This window comes from Carboxylicivirga agarovorans (assembly GCF_050589845.1).
Classification (GTDB): domain Bacteria; phylum Bacteroidota; class Bacteroidia; order Bacteroidales; family Marinilabiliaceae; genus Carboxylicivirga; species Carboxylicivirga agarovorans.
Genome location: NZ_JBNGPA010000004.1, coordinates 225,661 through 248,640, shown reverse-complemented (window position 1 = coordinate 248,640; position 22,980 = coordinate 225,661). Strand labels below are relative to the sequence as shown.

General features: G+C 35.1%; 19 protein-coding genes. 6 read left to right on the top strand and 13 right to left on the bottom strand.

Annotated features, from left to right (window positions below; genetic code table 11):
• Window positions 1-113: 113 nt before the first annotated feature.
• From ACRD69_RS06990 to nadA, 8 genes are read right to left on the bottom strand one after another with little or no spacing between them, the layout of a single operon-like run.
• Entirely contained in the window at window positions 114-1,262 is a 1,149-nt protein-coding gene (locus tag ACRD69_RS06990; RefSeq protein WP_430814360.1) for a murein hydrolase activator EnvC family protein, read from the bottom strand.
• Window positions 1,252-2,097 carry a lipoprotein insertase outer membrane protein LolB1 gene (lolB1, locus tag ACRD69_RS06985; RefSeq protein WP_430814359.1) on the bottom strand — a complete coding sequence of 282 codons (846 nt, stop codon included), beginning with the start codon at window positions 2,095-2,097 and terminating at the stop codon, window positions 1,252-1,254. Before lolB1 ends, ACRD69_RS06990 begins: the two co-directional genes overlap by 11 nt.
• Window positions 2,097-3,842: a tetratricopeptide repeat protein gene (locus ACRD69_RS06980; RefSeq protein ID WP_430814358.1), complete on the bottom strand. Its 1,746-nt coding sequence runs from the start codon at window positions 3,840-3,842 to the stop codon at window positions 2,097-2,099. The genes lolB1 and ACRD69_RS06980 overlap by 1 nt, the downstream gene beginning before the upstream one ends.
• Before the next feature lie 27 nt (window positions 3,843-3,869).
• The gene (dut, locus tag ACRD69_RS06975) at window positions 3,870-4,307 is read right to left on the bottom strand and encodes a dUTP diphosphatase (protein WP_430814357.1); all 438 of its coding nucleotides are present in this window, start codon (window positions 4,305-4,307) and stop codon (window positions 3,870-3,872) included.
• On the bottom strand, window positions 4,304-5,773 hold the full coding sequence (locus tag ACRD69_RS06970) for a lipopolysaccharide biosynthesis protein (RefSeq protein ID WP_430814356.1): 1,470 nt from the start codon (window positions 5,771-5,773) through the stop codon (window positions 4,304-4,306). Before ACRD69_RS06970 ends, dut begins: the two co-directional genes overlap by 4 nt.
• A 4-nt stretch (window positions 5,774-5,777) precedes the next feature.
• Window positions 5,778-6,791, bottom strand: a complete 1,014-nt coding sequence (ruvB, locus tag ACRD69_RS06965; RefSeq protein WP_430814355.1) for a Holliday junction branch migration DNA helicase RuvB — start codon at window positions 6,789-6,791, stop codon at window positions 5,778-5,780.
• A gap of 7 nt (window positions 6,792-6,798) precedes the next feature.
• Window positions 6,799-7,188 (bottom strand): response regulator, encoded by a 390-nt coding sequence (locus ACRD69_RS06960; protein WP_430814354.1) that lies wholly within the window; start codon window positions 7,186-7,188, stop codon window positions 6,799-6,801.
• 25 nt (window positions 7,189-7,213) lie between these two features.
• Window positions 7,214-8,209, bottom strand: a complete 996-nt coding sequence (gene nadA / locus ACRD69_RS06955; protein ID WP_430814353.1) for a quinolinate synthase NadA — start codon at window positions 8,207-8,209, stop codon at window positions 7,214-7,216.
• A gap of 459 nt (window positions 8,210-8,668) precedes the next feature.
• On the opposite strand from nadA, the gene rpiB reads away from it, so the two are divergent.
• The 3 genes from rpiB to ACRD69_RS06940 are packed head-to-tail and all read left to right on the top strand — an operon-like array spanning window position 8,669 to window position 10,974.
• The gene (rpiB, locus tag ACRD69_RS06950) at window positions 8,669-9,109 is read left to right on the top strand and encodes a ribose 5-phosphate isomerase B (RefSeq protein ID WP_430814352.1); all 441 of its coding nucleotides are present in this window, start codon (window positions 8,669-8,671) and stop codon (window positions 9,107-9,109) included.
• Window positions 9,110-9,114: 5 nt separating this feature from the next.
• Window positions 9,115-10,485, top strand: a complete 1,371-nt coding sequence (locus ACRD69_RS06945; protein ID WP_430814351.1) for a lactate utilization protein B — start codon at window positions 9,115-9,117, stop codon at window positions 10,483-10,485.
• Between the two features lie 45 nt (window positions 10,486-10,530).
• Window positions 10,531-10,974 (top strand): RrF2 family transcriptional regulator, encoded by a 444-nt coding sequence (locus tag ACRD69_RS06940; protein WP_430814350.1) that lies wholly within the window; start codon window positions 10,531-10,533, stop codon window positions 10,972-10,974.
• On the opposite strand, the gene ACRD69_RS06935 is transcribed toward ACRD69_RS06940, so the two are convergent.
• Window positions 10,964-11,386 (bottom strand): VanZ family protein, encoded by a 423-nt coding sequence (locus ACRD69_RS06935; protein WP_430814349.1) that lies wholly within the window; start codon window positions 11,384-11,386, stop codon window positions 10,964-10,966. The two genes, ACRD69_RS06940 and ACRD69_RS06935, sit on opposite strands and share 11 nt — an antisense overlap.
• Window positions 11,387-11,492: 106 nt before the next feature.
• Between ACRD69_RS06935 and hemW the strand changes: the two genes are divergently transcribed.
• Together hemW and ACRD69_RS06925 are read left to right on the top strand one after the other, a co-directional pair.
• The gene (gene hemW / locus ACRD69_RS06930; RefSeq protein ID WP_430814348.1) at window positions 11,493-12,620 is read left to right on the top strand and encodes a radical SAM family heme chaperone HemW; all 1,128 of its coding nucleotides are present in this window, start codon (window positions 11,493-11,495) and stop codon (window positions 12,618-12,620) included.
• A gap of 68 nt (window positions 12,621-12,688) precedes the next feature.
• Window positions 12,689-13,543: a cation diffusion facilitator family transporter gene (locus ACRD69_RS06925; protein ID WP_430814347.1), complete on the top strand. Its 855-nt coding sequence runs from the start codon at window positions 12,689-12,691 to the stop codon at window positions 13,541-13,543.
• 19 nt (window positions 13,544-13,562) lie between these two features.
• Here the strand turns inward: ACRD69_RS06925 and ACRD69_RS06920 are convergent, their stop codons facing one another.
• From ACRD69_RS06920 to ACRD69_RS06910, 3 genes are all read right to left on the bottom strand, one after another.
• Complete coding sequence (locus ACRD69_RS06920) at window positions 13,563-14,759, bottom strand: homoserine dehydrogenase (RefSeq protein WP_430814346.1); 1,197 nt, start codon at window positions 14,757-14,759, stop codon at window positions 13,563-13,565.
• Between the two features lie 122 nt (window positions 14,760-14,881).
• The gene (locus tag ACRD69_RS06915) at window positions 14,882-16,177 is read right to left on the bottom strand and encodes an O-acetylhomoserine aminocarboxypropyltransferase/cysteine synthase family protein (protein WP_430814345.1); all 1,296 of its coding nucleotides are present in this window, start codon (window positions 16,175-16,177) and stop codon (window positions 14,882-14,884) included.
• A gap of 604 nt (window positions 16,178-16,781) precedes the next feature.
• Entirely contained in the window at window positions 16,782-19,034 is a 2,253-nt protein-coding gene (locus ACRD69_RS06910) for a GH92 family glycosyl hydrolase (protein ID WP_430814344.1), read from the bottom strand.
• 299 nt (window positions 19,035-19,333) lie between these two features.
• Between ACRD69_RS06910 and ACRD69_RS06905 the strand changes: the two genes are divergently transcribed.
• Window positions 19,334-21,025, top strand: a complete 1,692-nt coding sequence (locus tag ACRD69_RS06905; protein ID WP_430814343.1) for a Na/Pi cotransporter family protein — start codon at window positions 19,334-19,336, stop codon at window positions 21,023-21,025.
• Window positions 21,026-21,833: 808 nt separating this feature from the next.
• On the opposite strand, the gene tnpA is transcribed toward ACRD69_RS06905, so the two are convergent.
• Entirely contained in the window at window positions 21,834-22,286 is a 453-nt protein-coding gene (gene tnpA / locus ACRD69_RS06900; protein WP_430814342.1) for an IS200/IS605 family transposase, read from the bottom strand.
• Window positions 22,287-22,980: the final 694 nt, after the last annotated feature.

Sequence of the window (22,980 nt, the reverse complement as noted above, 5' to 3'; positions counted from 1 at the left end):
TGCTTAAAATTAGAAAGAGTTAGCCTTATTTAAAAGACTTTTATTCAATATTCTATTAAACTCATTCGTTTTATACGAAATAGTTATGAAATAGTTATACGATCAATCAACAATTAATGTAATAACCAGTGCTCAGGGTTCAATTTCACACTTTCCTCCCAAATTTCAAAGTGTAGAACACCAGAATTTTCACCTTTTCCGTCGTATATAGTACCAATATTAGTGTTTTTAGTTACGTTTTGCCCGGGATTTACATGAACTTCCTCAATATTGGCGTAAACGGTTAAAAATCTTCCATGACGAACCAATACGGCTTTATTATAACCTGGAATTGGAACAATTCTGGTAACTTTTCCACTAAATACAGCCTTTGCGGTATTATCAGAAGTACTTTGAATATCTATACCATTATTATTAACCTTAACGTATTTTAAAACAGGGTGTTGATGCTCGCCAAATTTACTTACAACGATACCTTTTTGAATAGGCCAGCTTAATTGTCCTTTGGCTAAATGAAAATCTGACGGTTCAACCTTTTCTTTTGACATTTCAGCAATAACTTTAACAATGGCATCTTCAAGCTTTTTTAAGGCTCTCTTTTGTTTGCGTATATCCTGTTTTACTGACGATTCCTTTCGTTTTAAATCCTGAATTTTACGATTAACAGCAGACTTATCAGACACCAACTGTTCATGCTGTGTTTTTACACTGTTTAAAGCATTATTTTGAACTTTTAATTTAGTATTTAATAAAAGGTATGAATTATCAAGTTCCTTCGCATTTTTCTCTATCAAAACACCTTGATTATGACGGAATCTATTGTATTCTTTCAACATTGAATAACGCCGGTAAGCTTCATTGAACGATTCTGCGCCGAAAAAGAACGATAACTCATTATATCTCTTCTTGTTATTATAGGTTTCAGAAATCAACTTGGCATACTGCATTTTTAACTGCTCAAGTTTTTCTTTTGTTTCGTCTATTTCAATTTCTAAAGTCCTTATATCAGACTCGAGTACTTTGATTTCCTCCTCGTAAATAGATATAAGACGTTCACGATCTTTGATTTGAAGATTTAATAAATTGATATTTTTAATACTGGTAGTTTTTTGCTTATTATAGCTTACAAGTAGCGCGTTCGCATTTTTAATACGTTGATTTAACTGCTTTTTTTCATTCTCGAGTTGCTCGAGAGACTGACTACTTGCCTGAAAGGAAAGTAGTAAACCAATTAAAATTATAAACCAGGTATTAATCTTCATTACTAATAACGACTTTTTTGTATTTGTCAGAAAACTTAAATCCAAGCGAACTATCACTATCTATATCAATATGTTCGAAGCGAAGTTCAATGGAGAAACTATCATTACCACGCTGACCATTGATATTGATTATAGAAGGAAAGATACTCTTATTTATATTTAAAAAATTATCATAGTTAATATCTAACTCGCTATTGGCATTAAAATCCTTGATATTTACTTTTGATATTTTAAAAACATCTGGCATAATCGAGAACTGATGAAAAATCATTTCATTCGTTTTTTCCTTTCGATATTTCCTTTCAAACCTGCCGGTTTTAACAGATTGTAGCAGGTATTCCCCGATACCAACTTCATGTTTGTATCGTTTAATTAACTTTTGATCACTATTGATAGGATAAACAAATAACTGATTTGTCAGTATACTTTGTAAGGTATGATAGTCAAGCTCAACCATAAATTTATCCCATAAAATTTTATAGTCTCCACTAGTATATGTCTTCTTTCTTTTATCAAGAATTTCAACAGAATTATTTGTTAAACGGACTCTAAACCATTCTATACCTTTTAACACGGAAACTACTATTGATGAATCCTTTTCAATGTATAAATTACCGGTAAAAGAAAGTGTATTATTCGAATCTTCGTATCTCGCCTTAAAACGCTTATAGAAAAGTGTATTATAATTCAAATAATTCTCAGTAGTTGAATTAATTAGTTTATAATCAGCTATATTTCTTAAAGTCCCTTCCTTGGTGTAATATTCTTTTGTTGATTTACAACCTGAAAAAAGAATCAATATAATCCCAACTAAAATAATCCCTGACTTTCCCACTATTCAATATATGTTTTTGACTCAATTTTCATTTTTATAGTTTTGCTGTCACTTCCCATTTCAAGGGCTTTTTCCCATTGTAAGACAGCACCATCTATGTCACCGTTCTTGTATAATATATCACCATAATGCTCGACAATTACAGCACTATTATCTCCGCCATTATCAATGGCACGTTCAATGATATATTTAGCTTCAAAGTAGCGTTCTCTTTTAAAAAGAACCCATGCATAGGTGTCGAGATAGGTAGAATTACCTGGCTCTAACTCCACACATTTACTACTCATTCGTTCAGCTTTATCCAAATCTTTACCTTCAAGGGTCAGGTAATAGCTGTAATTATTTAGAACCACAATATTCAGTTCATCGATCTTTAGTGACTTTTCGTAAGATTCAAACGCTTTATCCGGATTATTATCAGAATAAGCAATATCACCAATATTAGCATAGAACTGAGCCTCCATGGCTTTATTATCCTTGACCTTTGACAATCCAAGTTCTAATAGTCTTATTGCTTCCTTATGCTCATTCAACTGACCTGCAGAACTTCCGGCTAGCAAATAAAAGAAAGCATTATCTGGAAAATGATTGAGAGCAATCTTGGAGTTACCATAGATTTTATTGAAATCCTGACCATCGATCATTAACAAAAGGTAATCCTGCCAAATCAATTCATTCTTTTCCTCTATTGACAGAGCATCTCTATAAGCAACCAAAGCATTATCATTATCATTTAATGCACGATAAAAATTACCTTTATAAACATAAGCCATGGCCTCATATGGGTGTGCTTCAATTATCGTGTCAAGGAACTCGACTAAAAAGCCTTTGTACTTATTTAGGTTTTTACTATCCATTAAAAAAGGAAGAATACGCTGAAATTTTAACTCAAAAGGTGTTGTTTTAGACTGTAATCCTTGTTTATAATATTCAACAAACTGAACCGTATCATTGGCCTGGAAGGCAAGGTTACCAAGACTGAAAAATGCCATAACGTTCCCAGGATCTTTTTCAAGAACTATATTGTAGTAGTTTCTTGCGTTTTCATCATCCTCAAGATAGAGGTAATAATCAGCAATAAAACCATAGTATCTGGCTTCGTCAGGATACTTCTTAACTAATTTATTTAATTCTTGTAAGGCTGATTTATTTTTGCCTATTCCAAGTAATATCTTTTCCTTCTCAAGAATTATAACCTCATTAAGACCGAGACTTTTTTCAAGTTTATTATAGGCGGACAGTGCCTTTTCATTTTCACCATTTCTTTGGTATACTTGAGCTAAACCATATAAATATTCATCATTATTGGGGTAGTCGGCTACAATCTGTTCATACAATCGTATGGCTTGAAATCCCATTTTATTCTGCTGATATAGCTCGGCCAGCATTAATCGATACCAAATATTTTCGGGTTCGATTGCAATGGCACGTTCTAAAAGACCTTGAGCTTTAACAACTTCATTACCCGCAACCAGAATATTAGCCAGTTCATACATCGATGCACTGCTTGTCGCATCAATTTTAAGGCACTCAGTTAAATACATGGCCGATTTTTCAAGATTTCCTTTCATCTTTTCACGACTGGCTTCGTAAAAAAAGTAATCGAATTTCCGTTTCTGTATATCTGTTAACTGAACCTTTTTAATTTGTTCCTTACTAACTTCTAGGTCTGTACCAGGCTTTAGAGATTTACACCCGAATAATGAAAATGTAAGTAAGGTTATGAACAAGAATCTAATATTCATTGTATTAAATAATTAAAAGTGTAAGAATTAATTCGTTCCAGTGTGCCCAAAGCCGCCACTGCCTCTAACACTTTCTTCTAGTATTTCAACTTCATTCAGCTCCACTTTGGTATACTGAGCTATAACCATCTGACAAATACGTTCTCCATCATTAATCGTGAAATCTTCATTAGATAAATTTACAAGGATAACTTTTATTTCACCCCTATAGTCTGCATCGATAGTTCCTGGTGTATTTAAAACAGTTACGCCGAATTTAGCAGCTAAACCGCTACGTGGCCTTATCTGAGCTTCATGTCCATCAGGTAATTGAATATATAACCCGGTTGGGATTAGAACACGTTGTAATGGTTTTAATACTACAGGACCATCAATGTTAGCTCTTAAATCCATTCCTGCAGAATGCTCAGTACTATAACCAGGTAAAGAATGCTTACTTTTATTAATAATTTGAACTTGTGTCATGATAAAATTTTAATGAACTCTTTTCTTTCAATTATATAAAGAAAAGCAAAATAACTAACAAATATAGTGCCTTTGATGGCATAATGAAATAATAGAGAATCTGAACGAAACAGATTACTTACATAAACTATTAAAATAGCAGCAACAATATGAATTATTATTCTCGTAAGGGGATAGTCTATCGGATAATATTTCTGCCCTAAAATATAAGAAATCAGTGTCATAATAAAGAAACAACAAAGAGAACTAATAGCTGCCCCTAAATATCCGATTATAGGCACTAAAACAACGTTACCAATAATTACAAGTATTGCACCTAAACCACTAATTAAGGCACCATAATTAGTACGATCGGTAAGCTTATACCAAAGCGATAAGGAGTAATAAATACCGAAGAATAATTGTCCCATAAGTATAAATGGAATAATAACATTTCCTTCGTAATACTCTGGTAATAAAAGAATATTTACAACATCAATAAAAACAAGAACACCAACATAAATAATACATCCAAAAATAACAAAGTACTTAAGAATCCGGGCATACAAATCTTTTGAGGCCTTTTCCTTTCCCTCTTTAAAAAAGAATGGTTCAAACGCCAGACGATATGATTGTATGAACAACGCCATTAATATACCTATTTTGTAGTTTGCTCCGTAAATACCAAGAGCTTCCATAGGATCCATAAAATCAGTATCAATCAAATGCACCATCAATATTTTGTCACTGTTTTGAATCAGCATTCCAAACAAACCGACCACCATGATAGGTAAAGAATATTTCAATACTTTTTTGATCAACTTTAAATCAAAGGAAGCTTTTACAAAGAACATTGTTGGTATCAAGAAAAAGCTAATTATAAGAGAACTTAATAAATTCGATACAAAAACGTAATAGAGCTTATTTTTTGGATCAAATATAACTTCAATGATGTCATACCCCTCTTTTAGCAGATAAGGGCAAATAACGAGGAAAAAGACATTAAAACCCACATTCAAAATAACTGAGATAAACTTTAAAGAAGCATAACGTATTGTTCTGTTTTGAATTCTCAGATCAGCAAATGGAATACTGGTGATTGCATCGAGAGCAACAATAGCGGCGGCGATAAGAAAATAATCAGCTCGTAAATACTCATCTCCAAGCACATCAGTTATAGGAGATTTAAACATATAGACTAAAACGACAAACAATAAACTGAGTGATGTAATAACAGTTCCAAGATTTTTGAGCAGTACCTGCCTTCTGTGTTCTTTAACAAAACGAAAATATCCGGTTTCGAAACCTAAGGTCAATATAACAAGAATTACAGCTATATAACTGTAAATATTTACAACACCACCAAATTCGACTTTATCAAGAGTTCGAATGTAAAACGGCATTAACAACCAATTAATTAATCGCCCGAGTATGGTGCTAAGACCATAGATAACTGTATCTCCGGCAAGCTTTTTAAGTTTACTCAAAATACTATGAAAATAGGGTTCCCTGGTTTAAATTCGTTTCTCTTCCTAAATGTTCATATGCATGGGCTGTTGCCATACGACCTCTTGGTGTGCGTTTAATAAACCCTTCCATAATTAAAAACGGCTCATAAACTTCCTCAATGGTACCGGCATCTTCGCCAACTGCAGTTGCAATGGTATTAACACCAACAGGACCACCATTAAACTTATCGATTAATGTTAACAGGATTTTATGGTCCATGGTATCAAGCCCAAAAGTATCTATATTCAAAGCATTTAAGGCCAACCTGCTTATATCAAGGTTAATTGTTCCATCTCCCTTGACCTGTGCAAAATCACGAACCCGTCTTAACAAAGCATTGGCAATACGTGGTGTACCGCGACTTCTTCTTGCAATTTCATCAGCGGCGTTTTGGTGAATACGTACCTCAAGAATATCTGCTGAACGCTCAATAATGTGCGCGATGGTTTCTGAGTTATAATACTCCAGATGACTGTTTATACCGAAGCGGGCTCTAAGAGGAGCTGTCAATAAACCACTGCGAGTAGTAGCCCCTATAAGTGTGAATGGATTTAAGTCTATTTGTATACTTCGCGCACCAGGACCTTTATCAATAACGATATCAATTCTGAAATCTTCCATCGCACTATACAAATATTCTTCAACAACGGGGCTTAAGCGATGTATTTCATCAATAAACAATACGTCATTCTCTTCAAGACTTGTCAAAATACCTGCCAGATCACCCGGCTTATCTAAAACAGGACCACTTGTTAACTTAAACCCAACACCTAACTGATGTGCAATAATATTTGATAATGTTGTTTTTCCCAATCCAGGAGGACCATGCAACAAAACATGATCCAACGCGTCGCCCCTCATTCTGGCAGCCTGAACAAATATTTCGAGATTTTCGACAATTTTATCCTGTCCTTTAAAATCAGAAAATGAAAGGGGCCTTAAAGCCCTCTCAAGCTCCTTTTCTGTATCTCCATTACCTCTTATGTCGAAAGTCATATACAGTTTAAATTATATTCAATTTCTTTAAATTAGTGAAGAATTCCTGAAGATCGAAAGGTTTAGCCATATACTCGTCCATACCATATGACAGACACTTTTCACGATCGGCGTCATAGGTATTAGCAGTTAAACCAACTATTGGCATATGTTGCTTTGTGACTTTCTCCTTTTCACGAATCGCAACTGTCGTTTCCAATCCATCCATAATTGGCATCATCAGATCCATAAGAATCAGGTCATATTGACCGTGCTCCAGTTTTTCCATAGCTTCCCTGCCATGATTGGCGATATCAATCTTAAAACCATACTTGGATAAATTGAGAAAGATCAATTTTTGGTTCAACACATTATCTTCGACTAATAAAACAGATACAGGATGTTCTAACTTTTCCATTGCGGGTAAGGTTCGTTAAAGGTTCTTAAAGTCCGGCTTTTTTTGAAATATCCAACATTCTATTAATTGGTTTAACTGCATCCTTTCGAATATCCTCATCCACATCAATAGATGGCCATTCATACTTTAGTGAATTATATAATTTCTCCATGGTGTTGAGTTTCATATATTCACAATCATTGCAAGCGCATGTCGAATCATTGGGAGGAGCAGGAATAAAGACTTTATCTGGACTCTCTTTCTGCATCTGATGAATGATTCCTGATTCTGTTGCAACAATAAATTTGTTAGCATCACTGTTAATTGAATGTTTAAGAAGTGCTGCGGTACTACCTACAAAATCGGCCAGTAATAAGAGCGGCTTTTTACATTCAGGGTGTGCCAGCACAACAGCTTCAGGATGTTCTTTCTTTAATTCTACTATTTTTTCAACAGAGAATTTTTCATGAACATGACACGCACCATCCCATAACAACATATCCCTTCCTGAAATACTATTAAGATAATTACCCAGGTTACGGTCAGGACCAAAAATTATCTTTTCTTCTTTAGGTAAACTATCAACAACATTTTTTGCATTCGTTGACGTCACAACGATATCAGATAAAGCTTTAATTTTTGCAGTGGTATTAACATAGGTTAGTACGGTATGATCAGGATGCTGATCAACAAAAGCTTTAAACTCCTCAGGCGGACAACTGTCAGCAAGACTACATCCGGCATTTAAATCAGGCACCAGGACTAATTTATCAGGTGAAAGAATTTTAGCCGTTTCACCCATAAAATGAACACCCGCTAAAACAATGATTTTAGCGTCTGTTTTAGCCGCTTCTTGTGCAAGGGCTAAACTATCCCCAACAAAGTCGGCAATGTCCTGTATTTCGTCTGTCTGATAGAAATGAGCCATTATAATAGCATCCTTCTCTTCCTTCAAACGAATTATTTCCTTTTTAATATCTATATGTGTTGGAACCGGTTCATTCACATATCCACTTTTCAACCAACTATCTTTTATATTCATATTATATTATAGAAAGAAATTTAAAAAATATAGTAATAATGATATCCTGTTAGCAAGGTTAGTATTTTTATTGAATAAAGTTTGTTTGTCAGGTTTTCACAATAAAGCTAATGCTTACTAACCGCTTATTAACATGTTTACAATCTGTTAATTCATTGATATTAATTAGATTTTAAACTATTTCAACAAACTGTTAATAGGCTTCAAATTTAATAATTTCTTTGTTTGTTAATGTTTAAAGAGGGGTTAAAAACGGTTTAAAAATCAAGATAAAATAAATGGCTTACCAACATCTATAATTCAATTGCGTGTTTGTATTGTAATTATCTTTTACATTATCAAGACAAAGTTTTCATTATTAATGAAAGAAAGTTCACATCTTTTTAACATTAAACAACAGGTTTTTTAACATGTTTTAAAATGCCTGAAGCATCACTATCTTTGTAAAAAAAAAATAGGATGATATTTAAATCAATTGCATTAGCAGCAGACCATGCCGGATACGAGGCAAAAGAAGCCATTAAACGTTTTCTAATTGAAAAAGGTGCAGAAGTAAAGGACTATGGTACTTATTCAGAGGAAAGTACCGATTATGCCGATTATGCTCATCCCATGGCATCAGCTGTCGAAAACAACGAATATGAAATAGGTATTGCAGTTTGTGGAAGTGGAAATGGTATTAACATGACTGTTAATAAACATCAGGGGATCCGTGCTGCTCTTTGTTGGAGTGTTGAAATCTCAGAGATGGCCCGCTTACATAATGATGCTAATATTTGCACTGTGCCAGGACGTTATGTGTCAGAAGAAGTAGCAATTAGTATTGTTGATAAATTTGTTAATACCTTGTTTGAAGGTGGAAGACACCAAAAACGCATAGATAAAATTCCTTTAAAATAGGTTTATTGAATACTGTTCATTCATTTAAAAAAGACGCTGCAAGAGTATCGGGCGATATTGATCATCGACGTATTATTCATTATAATATGTCAAAGTATGATATGGCCGTGAGCGCGGGGAAAGAACGGTATCAAAATTTGGGACTGGCAAAGGATATAGCTTCAGATATAAAAGACACCGCTATTAAGCATCTGCCTTATTATCTTGAACTATTCGAGCAGAATGCAATTAACAACGGGGCAGAAGTTTTATGGGCTGAAGATTCGAATGATTTAATAAAACAGTTATCATCTGTTTTACAAGCAGAACAATGTAAGATGCTTGTTAAAAGTAAGTCCATGGTAACTGAGGAGATTGAATTGAATAAAGAGCTGGATAAAATAGGAATTGAATCTGTTGAAACTGATCTGGGTGAATTTATTGTGCAGGTTGCCGGAGAGAAGCCCTACCACATTGTTACTCCTGCCATGCATAAATCAAAGCAAGATATTGCTGATTTATTTAATGCGCATTTTCAAACAGATAAATCCCTGACAGCTCAAGAATTAACAGGTTTTGTTAGAAACTTGTTAAGAAAGAAGTTCATCAATGCTGATGTGGGGGTTACCGGAGCTAACTTTCTTTGTGCCGATGAGGGAGCTGTTGCAGTAACTGAAAATGAAGGAAATGCTCTACTATCATCATCTTTTCCAAAGCTGCATATTGTTATTGCAGGTATTGAAAAGGTAATACCCGGTATTGAACAACTGCCGCTTTTCTGGCCTTTACTGGCAGCTCATGGTACAGGTCAGCAATTGACGGTTTATAGTAATGTATTTTTTGGTCCTAAAAAAGAGCAGGAATTAGATGGGCCTGAAAGAATGATTATTTTTTTACTGGACAATAAACGTTCTGAAATATATCAAAACGAGAATGTTAAAAAATCCCTGAAATGTATCCGGTGCGGTGCATGTCTTAATGCTTGTCCTGTATACAAAAATATAGGAGGATACACTTACGGTACAACTTATAGTGGACCAATCGGTTCTGTTTTATCACCTTATTTCAAGGGTTTTAGAGATTACAATCACCTGAGTTTTGCCTCTTCATTATGTGGTATGTGTGAAGAGGTTTGCCCTGTTAAAATACCTTTAACTGATATGTTGCTTTATAATCGTCAGCTTGCTCAGCTTAATCAATCAATAATTGATAAAGGGACCAATGCTTTTCTATTCAGGATTTTATCAAGCCGTCAATTGATGAATAGTTTCGGAGGAAAGTTAAAGAGTACATTCTTTAAAATTGTAAAGAATCGTTTTATCGGCCGAAAGAAGGATCTTTCTCCTTTTTCTGAAAAAACATTTAATGAGCAGTGGAAAAAGCATATAAAGAGATAAAGGTTTTTTAATGATTTTATTACCTTAGCCACAAACTCAATAAAAATGTTATCAAATACGTGTAAATATGCCATTCGTGCAGTAATTTATTTAGCTGTAAATGACGAGGATGGAAAGAAAATTGGCATCAAACAGATTTCAAAAGATCTGGATATTCCCACGCCTTTTCTTGGAAAAATATTGCAAAGTCTGGCTAAGCAAAAATTATTAAAAAGTACAAAGGGTCCTCATGGCGGTTTTAGTATTGGACGTGCAGCTGAAGAAATTACCCTTTATGATATAGTATCTATTATTGATGGCAGCGATGTATTTACCAATTGCCTGATAGGTATGCACTCATGTAAAAGCAATAGTGAAGAGGGCTATGCTTGTCCGGTTCACGATCAGTATAGTTCTATTCGTAAGCAAATGTTTGACTTCTTCTCCAATGAGACTATCGCAAAGATTCTGACTAATATGGAAGAGAAATCAGATTATATTAAGCTTTAAACATTGGCTTTTTTAATGGGAATAACATCCATTTATTGAAAAAGGTGTTATTCCTTAAATAAGCTACCGCTATGAAAGCTGCAAAAATTCCGCAGCCGTTAGCTAACATATCCCACCAATCTCCACTTCGGTATGGAGTTACTGCATACTGCAACACTTCCATAATACCGCCGTAAATAAGTGGTAGTATCAAAATTTTTGAAACACGGGTAATGGTTTTATGATGGTGAATATAGTATTCAAACATGAATACAAATCCCAAAGTAAAATACATCAGGAAATGAACAATTTTATCAAAATGTGGTATTACTGGCAGGTTATCGGGTTTTATTCTGACCGTATTAATGAGGCTTAATACAGTAATTATTAAAATTATACTTAATGTTTTATGGTATTTTTTGAAATAATACATTTGCTTGTTGAAGTTGTTAATAAGTTAGATTTAAATGTTTAAAAACTGTTGATAACCGGTTAATAAACGACTGTTCTTCAGTGTTTCACGTGAAACAATCCTAGTAATGGCAGGCATTTACATACATGTTCCGTTTTGTTATACACGATGTTCATATTGTGATTTCTACAAAACGACAGATCAACAATTGAAAGACGAATATATTAAAGCTCTTTGTAAAGAAATAGAGCTTAATCGTACTTTTTTCTTAAAAGAAGATATTCAAACCATTTATTTTGGAGGTGGAACACCTTCAACCCTATCGATATCTGAACTTGAAAAAATCATTCTAACCTTGAAAGAATTTGCTTCATTTAAAAATTTACAAGAGTTGACCCTCGAAGTTAATCCGGATGATGTAAATGAAGAATATATTAAAGATATCGTAGCACTCGGTGTTAATCGTTTGAGTATGGGTATTCAAAGTTTTTTTGACTCTCATCTACGAAAAATGAATCGCCGGCACAATGCTGATCAGGCTCAAAGAGCTATTCATATTGCCAATGAAATGGGCATAAAAAATATGAGCATTGACTTAATATATGGATTACCATATATGACATTTGATGAATGGAAGGAAAATGTAAGACTGGCCATTGCCAGCAATGTACAACATATTTCAGCCTATCATCTGACATTTGAAAAAGGAACCCTCTATTACGATTATTTAAAGAAAGGTAAACTTAAAGAGGTACCCGAAGAGTCAAGTATCGAACAATTTGACTATCTGGTTTCTGCCCTGAAAGATGCCGGTTTTGAGCACTATGAGATTTCGAATTTCTCAAGAAAAGGACTTGAATCAAAACACAATAGTAATTACTGGACTGGTATGAAGTATCTTGGTTTAGGTCCCTCGGCTCATTCTTTTGATGGAATAAATCGAATGTGGAATGTCAGGGATCTACGGAAGTATTGCCATGCTTTACTTAATGATCAATCCTATACAGAGAAGGAAACCTTAACTGATACTGACAGGTATAATGAATTTGTTATGCTTGGCCTGCGCACGCAAAAAGGATTTCATCTGGATTTTATGGAAACGTTCAATTCTAAAATAAAGCACCATTTTAACAATGAATTAAGGCACCAGTTAAAACAAAACAATGTCGTGGTGCTTGATGGATTTTGTTTTGTATCAGAAGAGAGGAAAATGATAACAGATAGTATTATATCTGATTTTTTTTACGTTGATTAAGTATCAGCATCCTGAGTAAACAAATCATCAATTAGATTGTCTTAACCCTTGAAATTATTGATTTTTTTATGGAAAATAAGACTGGGATTTTAGCCACCTATGGCTCAATCTTGTTAAATATCTTTTTATTTGCGATTAAACTCTGGGCAGGAATTGTAAGTTCATCGGTAGCCATCATTGCTGATGCCTGGCATACATTAAGTGATAGTATTTCATCAGTTGCTGTATTGATTGGTCTAAAAGTGTCAGCTAAACCCGCTGATAAAGAACATCCATACGGACATGGTCGTGCAGAAGTTATTGCCTCAATAATTGTTGGTATGTTATTAGCCATCATTGGTTTTAGTTTTTTGAAAGAATCAATTCTTAAATTACAAAGTCGCAGCGAAGTGGAATATGGAACAGTAGCTATTGTTGTTACAGTTATTTCCCTCGTTGTGAAAGAAATTATGGCACAATATTCCATTATTATTGGGAAACGAACACATTCTAAATCGATGGTTGCCGATGGCTGGCACCACCGTTCTGATGCCATATCATCATTGGTGATATTAGTTGGCATATTCATCGGGCATTATTACTGGTGGATTGACGGCGTGTTAGGTATTATTGTCTCATTATTATTGTTCTATACTACCTATTCTATTTTAAAGGAAAATATCAGCCATCTGTTAGGAGAAGGAATAGAAGATGATTTACGTAAAGAAATTGTTCTATTAGCAAATGAAGTAGCAGATTTTGAGTTGTATCCACATCATTTTTTAGTTCATCAATATGGGAATCATACAGAAATGACTTTTCATATTCGTTTACCTGCTGAATTTACCATTCACCATGCACATGAAATTGCTACTAATTACGAAATTCTAATAAAAAAGCGAACCAATATACAAGCTACCGTGCATATTGACTCGCTGGAATAATATTCTTAGTCAGGTTGATTTAGTAATTAAGTGACGCACCTGTAATGGCCATAAAAATATCTAAATCGCGTAACTGATCATTAATTTTTAATAGTTGTGATAGCTTGATATAACCTATTTTATAACTGTACTCGGGTCCTTTGTATTCTTCACTAATAGATTCAAAGTTAAATTTTTCCAGTATTGCTTCATCCGAGTATCTGAGGTAGAGCTCTACCTGGTGCTCTTTTGAGTAATTGAAATCATCAGCATAGTTCATCTTTTTATATTCATAGGCATAGTTGTGTGCCAGTGCTGTTATATCAGATAATACTGCCGAACCCGTTGGATGAGCTCCTGCTCCTTTTCCAAACATGAACTGTTTGTCGTATGCTTTTCCCTTGATCACAACGCCATTGAATTCGTCTTCAACACTGTAGATGTATTTATCTTTACGAACAAAACGCGGTAAAACAAACAAGGTTATATTATTACCAGGCAGCCGTTCTACCTGACCAACTAACTTGATCTTGTAGCGTTTTTCACGCGCGTACTGGATGTCAAAATCAGAAATGTTGGAAATACCATAGGTTAATACATCATCAGGATCTATAACTGATCCAAAGCTATGTAAGGTTAGTATAATCAGCTTATATAACGAATCAAAGCCTTCTACATCAAACGTTGGATCGCTTTCGGCAAAACCCAGATCCTGGGCATCCTTTAGTGCTGTCTCGTATGATTGGTTGTGATCAAAGATTTTTGATAAGATATAATTGGAGGAACCATTCAATATTCCGGTAACCGAAAGTAACAGATCATTGTCATAGTACTCTTCCAGGTTTCTGATAACCGGGATACTTCCACAAGCTGAGGCTTCATAAAGTAATGAAACATTGTTTTCTTTTTGCAGTTGTATCATCTCTGCCATGTTCTCAGCCAGCATTTTTTTATTGGCTGAAACAACATGTTTTCCATTTTGTAAGGCCTTTTTTACAATGCGATAAGCTTCATCGGCATTATCAATTAATTCTACAACAGTGTTGATATCCGGATCATCCAATATATCATCAGCATCGTAACAAAAGAAATTTTCAGGAAGTGAACGTTCCTTCTTGTTCTTTACACAAATCTTTGAAATTTCAGAATCAAACGCAGGGCTGGTTTTCAATACTTCGTATAATCCCTGACCAACTACACCAAAGCCGAAAAGACCAATGTTAAGTTTTTGTTTCATGGTTGTCTTTTTTAACAAGTTACTTAAAGCTTGTTATTGGTTATTTTTGTTTTGCTCTGCAAAAGTAAAGGAAATTACAAACCATCCAATGTGTTAGCTAATCAGATGGTTTGAAATATTATTTAAAGTTGATCAAAAGCTTGTGACAGATCATTCTTAATATCATCTATGTGTTCGATACCAACAGACAGTCTCAATAATCCAGGCTCAACTCCTGAGGCTTTCTGTTCCTCCAGACTTAATTGTTCATGAGTGGTTGAACTTGGGTGAATAATTAAAGATTTAGCGTCACCAATGTTGGCGAGGTGACTTATTAATGACAGGTTGTTAATAAAATTATCAGCCGCCTGAGCATCACCTTTAATCTTAAAGCTCATCACACCACCAAAACCTCTTTTAAGGTATTTTTTAGCTAATGAATTGTATGGACTTGATGATAATCCAGGATATTTCACATAGTCGACTTTTGGATGACTTTCAAGCCATTCAGCTATCTTAAGCGCGTTTTCTACATGACGGTCAACACGCAAGGATAAGGTTTCGAGACCCTGAATTAGAAGAAAAGCATTAAATGGACTTAATGCAGAACCATAGTCACGGAGTCCTTCCACACGGGCGCGAATAATAAAAGCGATGTTACCAAACTGACTGTCTGCTCCAAATACTTCCCAATATTTTAGTCCATGATAGCCTTCTGACGGTTCAGTAAAGGAAGGAAATTTACCATTACCCCAGTTAAAATTACCTCCGTCAACAATGACACCACCAATGGATGTGCCATGGCCACCAATCCATTTCGTTGCCGATTCAACTACAATATTTGCACCATGTTCCAATGGACGGAATAAATATCCAGCTGCTCCAAATGTGTTATCGACCACCAAAGGTATATCATGAGCACTTGCAATGGCAGCGATGGCTTCAAAGTCAGGAATATTAAACTGTGGATTCCCTATTGTTTCGATATAAATGGCTTTTGTATTTTCGTCAATGGCAGCTTCAAACTCTTTTGGATCATCACCTTCAACAAATTTTACCTTGATACCAAGTCGCTTGAATTGCACTTTAAACTGGTTATATGTTCCGCCATATAAATATGAGGTGGAAACAAAGTTATCACCAGCCTCCAGAAAGTTTGTCAATGCAATGAATTGTGCGGCCTGGCCCGATGAAACGGCCAATGCCCCTACTCCACCTTCCAATGCGGCAATACGTTTTTCAAATACATCAGTTGTTGGATTCTGGATGCGTGTGTAAATATTACCAAATTCTTTTAAGCCAAAAAGATTAGCCGCGTGCTCTGAATCTTTGAATAAGTATGAGCTGGTCTGGTAAATAGGGACTGCTCTTGACAAGGTTGTTTCATCTACATCATGACCAGCGTGTAACTGGAGTGTTTCAAATTGAAAATCAGACATAATTATTTAGTTTTTATGGTTAATGTTCTGTTTTAACCTCTACCGGGCTCAACGCACCGGTCTGTACTATTAATTGTTTGATTTTCAGATACGATGCGTTGTGACACTTAGCGTGTCATCATCATACACATCATCATATGAGAAGTGAAATTAATTGCTGTAGCAGCGATTAATCTGGTAGAAGCGATATGAAATAATTGCTTTTTCATTGTTTACAAATAAAGAGAATTTACTCTTAAATTCAAATAAAAAAAATAATTATTTGCATAATAATTAGATAGTCAATCCGTTATGAATATTAATAAATGTTGATGGAAATTTTCTCTTGACAAACGCAACCTTAAGTAATATGTTACGTCTAGAGGAATGAATCGGGAGTTGGAATAGTAGTAAGAAACTGTAATTTACATTGAATAAAACCAGTAAACTATGATGGCTCGAAAATTATTAACCATTAGAGAATGGGTCAGAGGAATTGACATTCCAGTAAGGTTCCTGATTTTGCAGATTTTTATTTTATCTGTTATCGCCTTAAGCCTTGCCTTATAAGGTTAAAAAAACTGACTGAAGTATAAAAAACAATACTCCAATCAGTTTTTTTATTTTATTGATCTGATGGTGGAAATGCACTACTGTCATTCCATAATTCTTTATTTTCTCTATCTGACATCTCAAATACAAGGTGACCTCCCGCACTTACCTCATGATGGTAAATATAAGCTCTGTCTAAAGGTTTCCCATTGAGTGTTACATTCGTTACATATTTGTTGTTCTGAGACATATTATTAGCTGTCATTTCAAATGTTTTACCATTGGCAAGTTGAATGCTGGCCTTTTTCCACAGAGGTGTCCCTATGACATAAATGCCATCAGACGGATTAACCGGATAAAAACCCATTGAACTAAAAATATACCAGGACGACATTTGTCCGCAATCTTCATTTCCACAATGACCATAAGGAATTGGAGCATATTGAGTTTCTAATATTTCTCTTACACGTTCCTGGGTTTTCCAGGGTTTACCCAGGTAATTGTACAAATAGGCCACATGATGACTTGGTTCATTACCATGGGCATACTGGCCAATCATACCAGTACTGAAAATTGGTAATTCATCGTCATCTTTTGGGTGATATGTAAACATGCTATCCAATTTTTCTTCGAAGCGCTCATAGCCACCTGTTTTATCAATCAAACCCTGTATGTTATGCGGAACAAACCAGAAATAATGCCAGGCGTTACTCTCACAAAAATGATCGGTATAATCTTTAGCTGTAAAATTCTCCAGGAATTTACCATCAGCCTTTTTAGGGCGTAAAAATGATGACTCACTATCGTAATGATTTTGCCAGTTGCCGGCGCGTTGCATAAAATAATTGTAATCATCTTCTTTATTCAGTGCTTTAGCCAATTGTGCTATACACCAGTCGTCATAAGCATATTCAACTGTTTTTGAAACCGACCAGTTTTCATGATCAAAAGAAACCGGTACATAGCCCAGTTCGCGATACTCTTTGATTCCATGAGCATCGTCCATGGCATTTGATTTACAGGCCTCGTATAATAGTTCAGGATCAAAATCATTCAGTAATCCTTTAAAATAGGCATCAACAATTACCGGAACAGCATGATAACCAATCATCATATCAGTTTCATTGCCTTGCATTGACCATACCGGTGATAATCCTGTTTCCTTATAGTGGCTTAACATGCTATTGACAAAATCTTTTACTCTCTCAGGATGCATGATGGTGTATAGAGGATGGGCCGCTCTGAAGGTATCCCATAGTGAAAAAGTATCATACTTGTCATAGTCGTCAGCCAGGTGGTATTCTCCATCAGCACCTTTATAATGACCTTCAGTATCACTCAGTAATGTTGGTGCCAGCATTGACTGGTAAAGGGTGGTGTAAAATGTTTTTTTCCAGGTATCGTTGTCTGTTTCAATCTTTATTTTAGATAATTCTGCCTCCCACATATCAGAGGCTGATTTAGTGTATTTGCTAAAGTCATTATGATATGCCTCTTTTTCAAGGCTTTTTGATGAACCAAGATTCGATGCTGTTGAAAAGCCAACTTTAACCAGTATTTTTTCACTTTCACTTGTAGAAAACCTGACGATTACTTTCGTGTTTTTATGTGTCACAGATGAACTTTCAGAGGGCTTGTTGTCGGCATAAAGCTGAGTGGTTTCAAATGGTTTAGAAAACTTAGCTGTAAAAAATACACGTTGATCTTTGGCCCATCCTGTTGAAAAGCGATATCCTTCTATGGTTGTATCATCCACTATTTTAAGATATGTATCAGTTGGAGCATCCCAGTTTAAAGCATATCCCAAATCTATTATAAAACCCGAACGATCATCCTGAGGAAAGGTGTACTGATGAATTCCTGTTCGACGTGTAGTAGTTAACTCCGCATTAATTCCGTAATCCTGCAGGTATACCTGGTAATATCCCGGCTCGGCATGCTCATTATCGTGTGAGAATGTACTATAAGGACGATTTCCGTTTTCAGCTATTGTCTTCGTAGCTTTAGAGTTGATCGGACTTAAAAGGATATCGTACAAATCACCTGCACCTGTACCTGTTAAATGCATGTGACTAAAACCTGTAATAATAGTATCAGGATAAAAGTAACCAGCAATGCGATCCCAACCACCAATACCATGGTCCGGACTAAGTTGTATCATACCAAAAGGAACAGAAGAGCCAGGATAGGTATTGCCAGGTCCATCTGTGCCCATAAAAGGATTAACATATGATGTAAACCTCTCTGCTGTATCTGCTTTTTCGTTGGTGCATGAAAGAACAACAGAAAGCAAAAGTGTAGTGAATACGAGTGTAATGTTTTTCATTTGAAGAGTATTTTCTGACGCAATTCGTTAAATTACAAAGAAAATATCCGCGGTGCATTACTAAGGTAGTCAAAGGTTCAATTTAGTATATTTTTCATATTAATGTGAAGAATATAGGAAAACGACAGTACTGTTACTTAGACCAATTCTAAAAAGTATATTTAGAGGTTAAAAAATCATTAATAGAATGTAAAATAAACATTAAGAGATGAAAAAAAATTACATCTTTGGGGCTTTTATTTTGAGATAGTTGAACGGGTTTATTTTTGAGGATTTAAGACCTCTCATTTCATGAAATTATGAATTATTCACTTTTTGATTTTCTAACCCTGATAGGATCATTAGGGTTGTTTCTTTTTGGGATGAAGATGATGAGCGAAGCATTACAAAAGGTTGCTGGTGCTCGTATGCGAAAGATTTTGTCTGCCATGACATCCAATCGATTTTTAGGTGTGTTAACCGGATTTTTGGTAACCACCATCATACAATCATCATCGGCCACTACAGTTATGGTAGTGAGTTTTGTTAATGCCGGTCTAATGTCGCTGGTTGAGTCCATTGGAGTTATTATGGGAGCCAACATAGGTACAACCATCACTGGCTGGATGATCACTTTACTTGGTTTCAAAGTGAAAATAAGCGCTTATGCCTTGCCAATGATAGGTTTGGGTTTGCCTCTGATCTTTTCAAAAAATTCGTCTCGTCGCTCCTGGGGAGAATTTTTGGTTGGTTTTGCACTCCTCTTCTTAGGGCTGGAGTATTTAAAAGGTTCTGTACCTAATATTAAAGAGAGCCCTGAGGTTTTGAGCTTTTTACAGCATTACACGAATCTTGGATTTGGCTCAACACTAATATTCTTATTTATTGGTGCCATTTTAACTGTTGTTATTCAATCTTCCAGTGCAACAATGGCCCTGACCTTCGTAATGTGTAATCAGGGTTGGATTCCTTTCCACCTGGCAGCGGCCATGGTGATGGGTGAGAATATAGGTACTACCATCACTGCTAATATTGCCGCTGCGGTCGGTAACGTATCTGCTAAACGAGCTGCACGTGTTCACTTACTGTTTAACCTTATGGGTGTAACCTGGATGCTAATGGTCTTCCCGTGGTTTGTTGATGCCATTGATCACTTTGTATCCAAAAGCAATGGTGTTTCACCATCTGAATCAGTGGCGGCTATTCCAACGGCATTATCTATATTCCATACTTCATTTAATGTTCTTAATGTACTACTGTTTATATGGTTCGTACCTGTATTTAAAAAGGTAGTTGTAAAAATGGTTCCTTCATCGGAGCTTGAGGAAGAGGAATTTCGTCTGAAGTTTATTACAACCGGTATGCTTTCAACATCTGAGCTATCTATATTGCAAGCTCGTAAAGAAGTGCACTGGTTCGGTAAACACAGTAAAAAGATGTTCGGCTTCATTCGTAAGCTGATGAACCAGAATAAGGATAGTAAGTTCAGTAAGCAGTTTGCACGCATTGAAAAATATGAGGGTATCTGTGATAATATAGAAGTTGAAATTGCAAACTACCTTGCACAGGTTAATCAGGGTAAACTCAGTGATCTTGGACGTAAAAGGGTTCGTTCAATGTTAAAATTGGTTGATGACCTGGAAAGCATTGGCGATTGTAACTATAATCTGGCCAAGACGATCAACCGAATGCGTAACGCCAATATTAAATTTGATGAAGAAATTCTGAAAAAGCTGGAGTTAATGTTTAACCTGGTTGATGAGTCATTGGATGTGATGCTGACTAACCTCGATGATTCCAACGAAGACATTCACATAACAAAAGCAAAGCAGTTGGAAGATGAAATCAATAATTACCGTAACCAGCTTAAGGTAGAGCATCTGGATAACCTTAAGAATGGGGTTTATACTTATGAGGCTGGTATTATATTCAATGATTTATTCTCAGAATGCGAGAAATTAGCCGATTATGCCATTAATGTAAGCGAGGCTTTAGCTGAAGTTAATGCCTAGAATATAACTGCATAGAAGTAAAAGAAAAGAGGATGTTGATAACAACATCCTCTTTTTATTTCATGGCTTTTAATTAAGTGTGCATTGCCTTAGTGGAGGTAGGCTATGCTTATTTGTCATGGAAGGTAAATACCTGTTTATAAATTGGGCTGAAATACCTATCTGTATTTATCAAAATACCATTTTTTAGCATGCCTTAATGCTTCTGGTCTGGAAGTGACCTGCCATGGGGCTTACAGGTACCTGCTTCGGATCAACCTCGCTGCCAGCGAGGTTGATCCGAAGCAGTTCCGAAGAATTACCGAAGAACCCCCGAAGGAGACCCAAAGATTTACCGAAGAAAACTTCATGCTTAAAAGCTTTAAAATACTTAGAAAAGCCATGTTTATTTATATTATTGTTAAATAATAATTCTTATTCAGGTGTAATATATCTGCTGAAGTATTACCCTATAATGCGAGTTTTATAAATAGTGTATATAGTAGCAGTCACACGCTATGGGTAATGGCAGATAAGCTCGCTTAGGACAAATTTTTACTCAAGCCCTTTTTTAAGCAATAATTACGGATCATATTCAAAAGTTGGGTCTAATCTGAAAATGTTTAATTTTGTTGACAATTAGAATTAAACTAAAGAGCTTATTAAGGAAGTTATCAGCTTTTTTCTATAAGCATAATACACCAGCTTGTATCTAAGATATTTCTTAGGCTGAATTGAAAATCGACGCAGTCAAAGCCTAAAACATCACAACAAGGGGCAACGCCCCTTGTAAGATTAATCGATTAATTATCAGGCTGTAAGTCTGAAACTATCGCCAATAATATTCAGGCTTATATTCCAGGTTATACTCCTTAAAAAACATCTCAAGCTCCTCTTGATAGGATAAAAGCTTATGATGTTCTTTTTGGTTGATTATATATCTATTTATAATTTCTATTTTTGAACTACTTACTGAAAAACATCCGTAACCTGTTTGCCATGAAAAATTAGGACAGGAAGGAATATTATCTTTCACCCATTTAGAAGATTCTTTCTTAATATTTTCAACTACTTTGGATAATGCATAATTCTTTGACAAGCGAAACAGGATATGAACATGATCTACAGCACAATTAGATACAATACAGGAAGAATCATGATTCTTTAAAATTCCTGCAATAAATGCCAGAAGTTTTCTCTCCCAATCCGAAGAAATAAAAGGATATCTTTCTTTTGTGCCAAAAGTCAGATGGACATAAAGTTGTGTTAATGATTGTCCCATAGTTTATGGATAATCGTATTATAAATGTTCCAGACCTACAGCCTGGATTGTCATTGTATATATGTGCTTGGGGCGATGCCCCAAGTTTTGATGTATCAGGCTTTCAGCCTGACATACAGCTATAATATTATTAAATTTTTCATCAACGGAGAAACTGAAATTTCAGTTAATCACCCCAAACCTAAAATAATAAAAACAGAAGGCAGTTTAGAGGCGTGACAGATGTGAAGTTCTTTCTCTATCGTTTGTGTAAAATTTATGCCTGGACCCAGAAATTGGTTGTGATCCATAATTACCTTTTTATACTGGTATTACAGCATTCATTGTAGCTAATGAAATCAAGGACTATTTATAGATGGTTAATAGCTTTAAAGCTCCGGTTTAATGTGGGTGATCCCTTATTGGTTCATAAGAGACTTGTATAAACGTAAAAAGGTTCGGCGAACCGAACCTTTTTTCATCTGGATTTTATCTGATTTAAGGGAAAGGGCTTAACTTTCACGTGTTAAATATATATAAAAATGTAGTTGTTTCTTCTCTTTGATAAAAAAAAAATAAGATGTAATTAACTCATAGCTAATAAATTGAAATTGTTTATTTTGAAATAAATATAAATACCCCTTGAAAATAAGGTGTGAAAAATTGTTAAAATGTATTTTTTATAATACACCCCCTAAAAAATTATACAAACATC